General features: G+C 64.5%; 7 protein-coding genes and 1 riboswitch. All 7 genes read right to left on the reverse strand.

Annotation, left to right across the window (positions count from 1 at the left end; all coding sequences use genetic code 11):
- Positions 1 to 169: 169 nt before the first annotated feature.
- Positions 170 to 958: a lysine 5,6-aminomutase subunit beta gene (gene kamE, locus HMPREF0372_RS12565; protein ID WP_007493052.1), complete on the reverse strand. Its 789-nt coding sequence runs from the start codon at positions 956 to 958 to the stop codon at positions 170 to 172.
- Complete coding sequence (gene kamD / locus HMPREF0372_RS12570; RefSeq protein WP_198152283.1) at positions 955 to 2,520, reverse strand: lysine 5,6-aminomutase subunit alpha; 1,566 nt, start codon at positions 2,518 to 2,520, stop codon at positions 955 to 957. Before kamD ends, kamE begins: the two co-directional genes overlap by 4 nt.
- A gap of 89 nt (positions 2,521 to 2,609) precedes the next feature.
- Positions 2,610 to 3,863: a lysine 2,3-aminomutase gene (kamA, locus tag HMPREF0372_RS12575; protein WP_009258627.1), complete on the reverse strand. Its 1,254-nt coding sequence runs from the start codon at positions 3,861 to 3,863 to the stop codon at positions 2,610 to 2,612.
- Positions 3,864 to 4,032: 169 nt separating this feature from the next.
- Positions 4,033 to 5,073: an L-erythro-3,5-diaminohexanoate dehydrogenase gene (gene kdd / locus HMPREF0372_RS12580; protein WP_007493057.1), complete on the reverse strand. Its 1,041-nt coding sequence runs from the start codon at positions 5,071 to 5,073 to the stop codon at positions 4,033 to 4,035.
- Positions 5,074 to 5,157: 84 nt separating this feature from the next.
- Positions 5,158 to 5,976 carry a 3-keto-5-aminohexanoate cleavage enzyme gene (kce, locus tag HMPREF0372_RS12585; protein ID WP_007493059.1) on the reverse strand — a complete coding sequence of 273 codons (819 nt, stop codon included), beginning with the start codon at positions 5,974 to 5,976 and terminating at the stop codon, positions 5,158 to 5,160.
- A 125-nt stretch (positions 5,977 to 6,101) separates the two neighbouring features.
- Positions 6,102 to 6,280, reverse strand: a riboswitch (Lysine riboswitch).
- A gap of 135 nt (positions 6,281 to 6,415) precedes the next feature.
- Positions 6,416 to 7,915: a lysine 5,6-aminomutase reactivase ATPase KamC gene (gene kamC, locus HMPREF0372_RS21090; RefSeq protein WP_007493063.1), complete on the reverse strand. Its 1,500-nt coding sequence runs from the start codon at positions 7,913 to 7,915 to the stop codon at positions 6,416 to 6,418.
- 2 nt (positions 7,916 to 7,917) lie between these two features.
- A complete protein-coding gene (gene kamB / locus HMPREF0372_RS12595; RefSeq protein ID WP_039997465.1) occupies positions 7,918 to 8,916 on the reverse strand; it encodes a lysine 5,6-aminomutase reactivase subunit KamB in 999 nt (332 codons plus the stop codon).
- Positions 8,917 to 9,116: the final 200 nt, after the last annotated feature.

Raw genomic sequence — 9,116 nt, forward strand, 5'->3', positions numbered from 1 at the left:
GAGAGACCGGCCTGGGCCGTTCGCGTTGGATCAAACCACTTTTCAGAATGAATTCATTCTGAAAAGTGCCTGTGCCTATCGAAATAAGTTCGATAGGCACAGCCGCCGGAACTGTAAAGTTCCGGCGGCTGTGCGCTTGGGAAAAAGAGGAAAGAGAGGAGAATACGTCTTACTTGCCCAGGCGGCGGACCAGCTCCTTGGAGCAGAAGGTGGCCACGTCGTCGGCGTAGGTGCCCGCGCCGAAGCCGGCGTCATAGCCCAGCTCCTTGGCCAGGGCGTGGGTGATGCGGGCGCCGCCGCAGCAGAAGATATACTTGTCGCGGACACCCTCGGCCTCGGCCAGCTCGATGAGCTCGGTCAGGTTCTGGATGTGCACGTCCTTCTGGGTGACGGTCTGGGAGACCAGCAGCACGTCGGCGTTGACCTCGGCGGCTTTGCGCAGGAACTCCTCGTTGGGCACCTGGGAGCCCAGGTTGTACGCCTCGGTCATGTCGTAGCGCTCCAGGCCGTAGTGGCCGGCGAAGCCCTTGCGGTTCATGATGGCGTCGATGCCCACGGTGTGGGCGTCGGTGCCGGTGGAGGCGCCGATGACCACCATCTTGCGGCCCAGGCGCTCCTTGAGGAACTCGTCGTTCTCGTGCATGTCCATGGTCTCGTCGGTGACGGTCTGCACCACGATCTCATTATAGTTGATGGAGTGGGTCAGGGAGCCGTAGACCACGTAGAAGGTGAAGTTCTCGTCCAGCTTCTGGCGCAGGGCCACGTTGGGGTCGGCCAGGCCCATCTTCTGGGCCAGCATGACGGCCGCGGCTGCGCCCTTGTCGTCGTCCTTCACCGGCAGGGTGAAGGAGGTCTGAACCTTGCCGTCGTTCATGGTGTCGCCATAGGGCTTCAGGCGGGTCAGGTCCAGGGTTGTGTCGAGGTTTTTATCGCGAATCTGATACAGTCCGGAGCTCATTTGCCGGCACCCCCTTTCATCATGGGCTCAAGGAAGGGGTTGAAGTACCCAGCAGCCTTGTTGACAACGCCGTCCAGGCCCTTGCCGCCGTCGCGGGGGCGCTTGATGTCGGCAAAGATGCCCCGCTCCAGGGTCTCGAAGATGCCGAGCTGCTCGATCTGGGCCAGCAGATCGGTGGCCTTCTTCAGAACGTCGGCGGCGCGGTTCTGCATGATGCCGCCGTCCTTGAAGACAATCTCGCTGCCCAGGTCGTGCATGGTGCGGAAGATGTACTGGGCGTTCTGAATGGCCAGGAAGCGGTCGGACAGGAAGGGGGTGTGGATGGCCTCGGTCATCATGCCCAGCAGGTGGATCTTCTGACCGGTCAGGATAGTCACCATGTTGAACAGGGCGTCCTGCACCTGGCCGCGGAAGATATTGCCGGTCATGAACTTCGTGGGGGGCATGTACTTCAGGGGCGCCTTGGGGAAGATCTCGCGGGCCATCTCGGCCTGCGCCAGCTCATACAGGAAGCCGTTCTCCACATCGGGGTCGATCTCGAAGGCGTGGCCCAGACCCTGCTGCTCCTCGGGCAGGCCGGCCCGCAGGGCGAAGGCCTCGTTGAGGAACTGGGAGGCCAGCACGGTGTGGGCCTCCTCCACCGCGTCGGCGGTGGTCAGGTAGTTGTCCTCACCGGTGTTGATGACCACGCCCGCATAGGCGTTGATGGCGCGGGAGAAGGACTGGTCCACCAGGGTGCGCTGCATGTTGATGTCGCGGAACAGGATGCCGTACAGGGCGTCGTTCAGCATGACGTCCAGGCCCTCGAAGGCGCCCATGGCGGCGATCTCAGGCATGCACAGGCCGGAGCAGTAGTTGCACACGCGGATGTAGCGGCCCAGCTCCTCGCCCACCTTGTCCATGGCCTCACGCATCAGGCGGAAGTTCTCCTGGGTGGCGTAGGTGCCGCCGAAGCCCTCGGTGGTGGCGCCGTAGGGCACGTAGTCCAGCAGGGACTGGCCGGTGGTGCGGATGACGGCGATGACGTCGGCGCCCTGGCGGGCGGCGGCGGTGGCCTGCACCACATCCTCATAGATGTTGCCGGTAGCCACGATCAGGTAGACCCAGGGGCCCTGCTTCTCGCCGCCGTGGGCGGCAATGAAGTCCTCGCGGCGCTTGCGGCGGGCGCGGATCTTGGCCAGGCTCTCCTCCACGATGGGAGCCAGGGCGGCGTGGATGTCCGCCTCGCTGTGGACGGGCAGCTCGGTCAGCTCCAGCTTGTCGGCGGCCACGTCCTCGGCGATGGCCTGGGGACCCTTGCCGGTCTCCACCATGGCGTTGCCGATCCAGAAGGCGGCGCCCTGGGGCAGCGCGCCCTTGTCCATCAGGTGGTCCACCACGACGCTGGGCAGGGGGACATCGGAGGCGTCCACACCGTCAATGCCCAGCAGGCGGCAGATGGTGCGCTCGACAGCCACGGTGGTGCAACCGTCGATAAAGCGCTGGGTGTCGTCGGCCACGCGGGCGGCGTGGGCCCGGGCCTGCTCCACCAGCTTGAAATCAAGATTCAGCTTGGATTCCAACAATAATCACTTCCATTCTCGGTTTCAGTCAAAAGCAGGGGGAAGCGGACCGCTGTCAAAGCAGCGGCCCGCTTGGGAATATTCCCCGATTATTCCTCGTGATGGGAGCGCTTATGCCGCTCCAGGTTGGCGGGCTCCATGGACAGCGCCTGGCCGCGCTCCAGGCCGGCCACACCCATGAGCTCCTTCTTCTTCTTGCCGGTGCAGTAGTCGCACTGGCAGTCGGTGTAGTGCTCGGGCTCGGTGTAGGTGGTGATGACGCCCTCGTAGTTGCGCAGGATGACCTTCTTGGGGGTCTGGGAGATGATGTACTGGGGCATGACAGGAGTCTTGCCGCCGCCGCCCGGGGCGTCCACCACGAAGGTGGGCACGCAGAAGCCGGAGGTGTGGCCGCGCAGGCCTTCGATGATCTCGATGCCCTTGCTGACGGGGGTGCGGAAGTGCTCCAGGCCCATGGACAGGTCGCACTGATAGATGTAGTAGGGGCGCACGCGGATCTTGACCAGCTCGTTGACCAGCTTCTTCATGGTGAAAACACAGTCGTTGATGCCGGCCAGCAGCACGCTCTGGTTGCCCAGGGGGATACCGGCGTCGGCCAGCATGGCACAGGCCTTGGCGGACTCGGGGGTGATCTCGTTGGGGTGGTTGAAGTGGGTGTTCAGCCACACGGGGTGATACTTCTTCAGCATGTTGCACAGTGCGGGAGTGATGCGCTGGGGCAGCACGACGGGGGTGCGGGAGCCGATGCGGACGATCTCCACGTGGGGGATCTCGCGCAGCTTGGAGATGATGTACTCCAGGCGCTCGTCGCTCACCAGCAGGGCGTCGCCGCCGGACAGCAGCACGTCGCGGATCTGGGGCGTATTGCGGATGTACTCGATGGCCTGGTCGACCTGATCCACGGGCAGGCCGGCGTCGTTCTGGCCGGCGAAGCGGCGGCGGGTGCAGTGGCGGCAGTACATGGAGCACTGGTCGGTGATCAGCAGCAGGCAGCGGTCGGGATAGCGGTGGGTCAGGCCGGGAGCGGGGGAGTCCTCATCCTCGTGCAGGGGGTCCAGCAGGTCGGAGTCGGCCTGATGCAGCTCCTTGGCGGTGGGGATGGCCTGCAGCCGGACGGGATCGTGGGGATCGCCGGGCTGAATCAGGGACAGGTAGTAGGGGGTGATGGCCATGCGCAGGGTGCCCAGGCAGGCCTTGACGCCTTCCTCTTCCTCGGGAGTCAGCTCAATGTACTTCTTCAGGTCCTCCAGGGTCTCGATGCGGTTCTTGACCTGCCAGTGCCAGTCGTTCCACTCCTCGTCGGTGACGTTGGGGAACAGGATTTTACGGCGGGACTCTACCATAAACAAGGTCATCCTTTCTAAATCAGATTGGGGAGACATGGAAACCGCGGGCCGTGCGGCGGAGACAGCGGCGGGGGGGAAGGGTTGGGGAGGAGAGAGTCCCCCGGTCCGCCTGCGGCAGAGCCGCACAGGAGCGGAAATGTCACAGATGATTGGGACAGTGGTTCAATTACAGGTACTTCTTCTCGAAGTACTCCTTGAGCTGGGCATTCTCACGCAGCTCGGAGAGGGTGATCTCGGCGTGATCCTTGGTGTAGCCGTTGCCGACAATCATGGTGACATCCTTGCCGCAGCCCTCAGCGCCCAGCGCCGCCTTGGCGAAGTCGGTGGCCATGGAGAAGAAGTAGACGGTGCCGTTGTCGCGGACGGGCAGAATGGCGGCCATCTCACAGGCGGGAACATTGACGATCAGGATGGACACGTCGTACTCCTTGCCGCCGTTGACGGCCAGGGACTTCTCCAGCACCTCGGTGGGGTTGGTGGCGGAGCCCACGATGGCGTGGTGGCACAGGTTCATGCTCTTAAGCAGGTCGGCGTCCTCCTGGCAGATGACCAGGGCCACCACGTTGCCGGTGGGGCCGACGCGCTTCATGGCCTCGTAGCAGCACATCATGCCGCCCTTGCCTGCGCCGCCCAGGATCAGCACGGAGTCGCCGGGCTTGACCAGCTTGGCGGTCTGGGCGGGAGCGCCGGCCACGTCCAGGGCGGCCAGGGCCAGCTCCTCGCTCATGTCGTCGGGCAGCTTGGCGTACAGGCCGGACTCGAACAGGATGGCCTGGGCCTCCACGTCCACGCGGTCGATCTCGGGGTGGATGGCCTTGATCTTGTTGATCTTCAGAGGAGTCAGGGACAGGGAAACCAGAGATGCGATCTTGTCGCCCACCTTCAGGTCGATCTTGCCCTGCAGATCCTCGCCGATCTCCTTGACGGTGCCGATAAACATGCCGCCGGAGCCGGTGACAGGGTTCTGCATCTTGCCACGCTCGTTGACAATGTCCAGGATCATCTGCTCGGTCTTGCCCAGGTCCTTCCCGCAGGCCTCATAGATCTGGGTGAAGGAGGCGGAGTCGATATTCAGCGCGGACACGTCGCACAGGATCTCGTTGGACCAGCACTCCATGGTGTTGTCGATCTTCTTGGCCGCCTGGGTCAGCAAGCCCTGGGGCTCGATGACGCGGTGAGTGCCGTACTTGTTGCCTTTCTTCTGCATAGAAAGTTCCTCCTGTTTCGTTCTTGGTTTGGTTGGGGAGTTTGGGGTAACGATGTATGGTTGGGGAGATTGGAACAACAAAGATTATGCCAGGGACAGGATCTTTCGGGCCTCGTCGGGGGTGGCGATCTCACGGCCCAGCTCCTTGGCCAGGCGTACGACCTTCTCCACCAGCTCGCCGTTGGAGGCGGCCTTGTGGCCCTTCTCCAGGTAGATGTTATCTTCGAAGCCCACACGGACATTGCCGCCCATGACGATGCCCGCGGCCACCATGGGCCACGCGCCCCGGCCGACGCCGGTGACGGTCCAGGTGGAACCGGCGGGGATCTGCTTGACTAAGTAATCCAGGTTGCCCACCGTGGCGGGAGTGCAGCCGGAGACGCCCAGCACAAAATTGAACTGCATGGGGGCGCCGGGGACCTCGCCCTTGTTGGCCATGTTCACCACGGTGTCCAGGTGGCCGATCTCGAAGCACTCATACTCGGGCTTGATGTGGTTCTCCATCATGCGCTTGCCGAAGGCCCGCATGGTGGGCATGTCGTTGGTAAACACGTCGTCGCCGAAGTTGCAGGTGCCGCAGTCCAGAGTGGCCATCTCGGGGAACAGCTCGGTGGGCTGGAGCCGCTCCTCTGCGGTCATGCCGACCGCGCCGCCGGTGGAGGGAATCAGGATCACGCCGGGGCAGGCCTCCTTGATGGCGTCCAGCACCACGCGGAACCGCTCACGGTCCTGGGTGGGGGTGCCGTCGTCCTCGCGGACATGGACGTGGATGACCGCCGCGCCCGCCTCAAAAGCGCTCTTGGCCTCCCGCACCATCTCCTCCACGGTGTAGGGCACCGCGGGGTTGTGCTTCTTGGTGACCTCCGCGCCGCAGATGGCTGCGGTGATGATAAGCTTTTCCATAACACGCCTCCTCGAAAAAATAACACTACCTCGCCTGTGAAGATATGGGACCCTCCTAGACGTGATAGCGCTTCATGCACAAAAAAACACTATTTGCATCTGCGGGAGCCCTGGGGCTTCCGTCAGACACAAATAGCGCTTCATGTTACTTCATGACAATCCGCAAGCACTGGGCCCACGGCTCAGGGGGAGGGCTGTACGATTCACATCCCCCTTCGGCGGAGCGGACATTCACGTGACACATCGGGCTCGCCTGCCCTTGTCATTGTCCCGCTACCTTGCGCTCCGCGCCTCTATCCATGCGTATTATTCATTTTTGACAACAACACTATACCCCAGAGAGTTAAATTTGTCAACTATTTTTACGAAAATTTAATTCCGCGCTTCAAAGTACGCTGGAATGGAGAAAAACCCCCATTCCAGCGTACAAAACCGGCCGTTATAGATCGGCCTGAAACAGGTCCATCAGGGCGTCGTCCAGCTTGAGCAGGCGGCACACCCGAAGGGCGTCCCGGGGGCAGGGGGCTCCCGGCGGGGCGGGCAGCAGGTGGTAGTCCATCCGCCGGGCGATGCGCTTGCGGGGGTCGTCCCCCTCGTCTCCCTGGATGTCCCGCACCAGGCCGGCCACCTGATAGTGGGCCCCGGCCACGTCGGACACGCCGTCGTAGTGGGTGGTCATGAGGGCCACACAGTCCAGGGTGCCCAGATACCGCACCAGCGCCCGGGCCAGGGCCGCGCCCTCCTGGGGGTTGGTGCCCCGGGCGAACTCGTCCATGGCCACGAAGAAAAAGCAGTCCCTGGTCTGGCGCAGCAGGGTGTCCAGCAGGTGGACCTCCTTGCCGAAGGAGGACAGGCCGCCGGCCCCCGGGCCGCTGTCGGCCAGAATGAGATCCACCCGGTGGAACAGGGGCAGGGAGGCGGACTTGGCGAATACGAAGAAGCCGCACTGGCACAAAAGCAGGGAGAGCACGGTGGAGCGCAGGGACACCGTCTTGCCGCCCATGTTGGCTCCGGTGATGACGGTGCATCCGGGGCGCAGTTCCAAATCCAGCGAGGTGAACTGCTCTCCCCGCTCCGCCAGATCCTCCGCCACCTGGGGGTGAACGACTTCACGCAGGGCGATGGATTTATCGGCGCTGAGGGAGGGGCGGACACAGTGGTAACGCAGGGCCAGCTTGCCCTTGGCCGCGATCAGATCCAGGTGGCCCAGGGCCTCCATGTTGGCCAGGAATTCCGCCTTCCACGCCATGAGCCTGCCCGTGAGCATGCTCCGCACCTCCAGCTCCAGCTGATCCTCCTGTACGGCCAGCACCCGGCGCTTCTCCAGCAGGGGGCCGCGCTTGTCCTCCTGGGTCATGCGGATGGCCTTCTCCAGCTTGGCCTTCTCCACCCGCAGGGGGGCCAGGTCGTTGTGGTAGGAATTGACGATGGAGAAGGTGGGCAGCCGCCGCCCCTCCGGGTCCATCAGTGCCATGGCCTCCGTCAGGGGCGGGAAGGCTATGCCCGCCAGCGCCGGCATTTTGGCGTAGGCGTCGGTGACCTGCTCCATGGTGACCAGGAAGTGCTTGATCTCGAAGAGCTCCACCAGGTCGAAGGGGGTACCGGGCTCCCGGTCGAAGGAGCCGCGGATGTCGTGAAACAGGGGCAGGCAGCGGGTCACGCCCCGCAGGGCCGCCGCCGCGTCCTTGAGGTCGGCGGGGTTCACGCGGGGAGCCTCGCAGCCGCAGCTCTCCGCCGCCTGGGGGGCGGTGCCGCCGGCGGCCCACAGCTCCATGGCCAGGGCCACGTTGTCCAGCTCCTCCTCCAGAGCGGCCTCCTCGCCGGGGCCGTACCACCGGGGGGTGCGGGCGGCCTGCTTGCCGAAGGGCGACAGGGGACTCAGGCGCTCCAGCACCCACTGGAGTCCCGCGTTCTCCCGCAGTTCATGGGTCAGTTCCATGCTCAGTCCTCCTTCACGTTCACCACCGGCAGGTCGATGACCTCCCGGAGGGCGCGGACGAATTTGTCCGGTTCAAAATGCCAGCCGTAGGCCGACCAGGGGTTGGCCCCCACGGCTGCGATGGTCAGCTCCCTGCGCACCCGCAGCTCGCCGCCGTTGCGCAGAAACAGGTCCAGCGCCGCCCGTCCGGCCAGCACGTGGGTGGCGTCCGCCGCCACCAGGGTGGTGGGGGCGCCCCGCCGGGCCAGGGTTTTCAGCAGGGGGTCCATAATGCCCCCCGCCGCCCAGAGCACCAGGGGCCGCCGGGGCAGCTTGTTCCACTTGGGGGCGCCGCTCTCCTCCAGGGGCAGCTCCACCGGCGCCCCCTCCGGGGTAAACAGGGCGAAGCGGGCCTCCTGGCCGTCCAGGGCGGCGCAGAGGGCGGTGCTTTCCGGCCGTTTGCGGGCAAAGAGCCAGCAGGTGTGGGCGGTCTCCGCCACCACCAGCTCCATGTCCCGGTCCAGGGACGCGCCGGTGCACAGCAGGGCCACCCCCTCCACGCCGGCCCCCGCCAGACTCTTGCGCCCGGCGGCCCCGTCGATGAGCACCCGCTGGGCGCCCAGCTCCTGAAAGCGGCGGGTCAGCGGGGGGAGCTGCCCGGCCGCCGACGGCCCGGCAAGCTGCACATATCCGTCGGACAGGGTGCGGAACACCGCCACCGGCCCCAGGGGGGTCATCACGTCGGTGAGGTCCACCACCTCCAGCGTGGCGTCGCACAGGGTGAGCATACCCCGCGCCGTGGCGAACAGATCGCCTTTTTTCAGGTACAGATCGGGCTTTTCCGTGCCCGTCACCAGGTCGGTGCACTCCCCGTCCCGGCCCACCGAGGTCAGGCCCAGGCACTCCTCCCCCAGCTCCGCCATCAAGCGGCGCATAGCGGTGGTTTTGCCCGCGTTTTTACAGAGACCAATCACCGTCACCGGCGAGGCATCCCCCACCAGGGGCGCCAGAAGCTGTTTCAAAAGACGGCCTCCCTTCCTTGCAGTTTTTGGGCTGTTTGTCACCGCCATTATAAGAGCCCTGCAAGGATTCTGTCAATGGGAGAAAAACGCCCGGCCGGAGAAACCGCTCTGGCCGGGAAACAAGGGGAGCTGCGCCGAATTTTGCAATTTAACGTTAAATAAAATGCAGAAAAGGCGGCTCATGCCATCCGTAGGGGCGG

The organism is Flavonifractor plautii ATCC 29863 (assembly GCF_000239295.1).
Lineage (GTDB): Bacteria > Bacillota > Clostridia > Oscillospirales > Oscillospiraceae > Flavonifractor > Flavonifractor plautii.

Excerpts from the sequence above, each read along its gene's own strand:
- kamE (WP_007493052.1), bottom strand. The coding sequence starts at position 958 with ATGAGCTCCGGACTGTATCAGATTCGCGATAAAAACCTCGACACAACC.
- kamA (WP_009258627.1), bottom strand. The coding sequence starts at position 3,863 with ATGGTAGAGTCCCGCCGTAAAATCCTGTTCCCCAACGTCACCGACGAG.
- kamC (WP_007493063.1), bottom strand. The coding sequence starts at position 7,915 with ATGGAACTGACCCATGAACTGCGGGAGAACGCGGGACTCCAGTGGGTG.
- kdd (WP_007493057.1), bottom strand. The coding sequence starts at position 5,073 with ATGCAGAAGAAAGGCAACAAGTACGGCACTCACCGCGTCATCGAGCCC.
- kce (WP_007493059.1), bottom strand. The coding sequence starts at position 5,976 with ATGGAAAAGCTTATCATCACCGCAGCCATCTGCGGCGCGGAGGTCACC.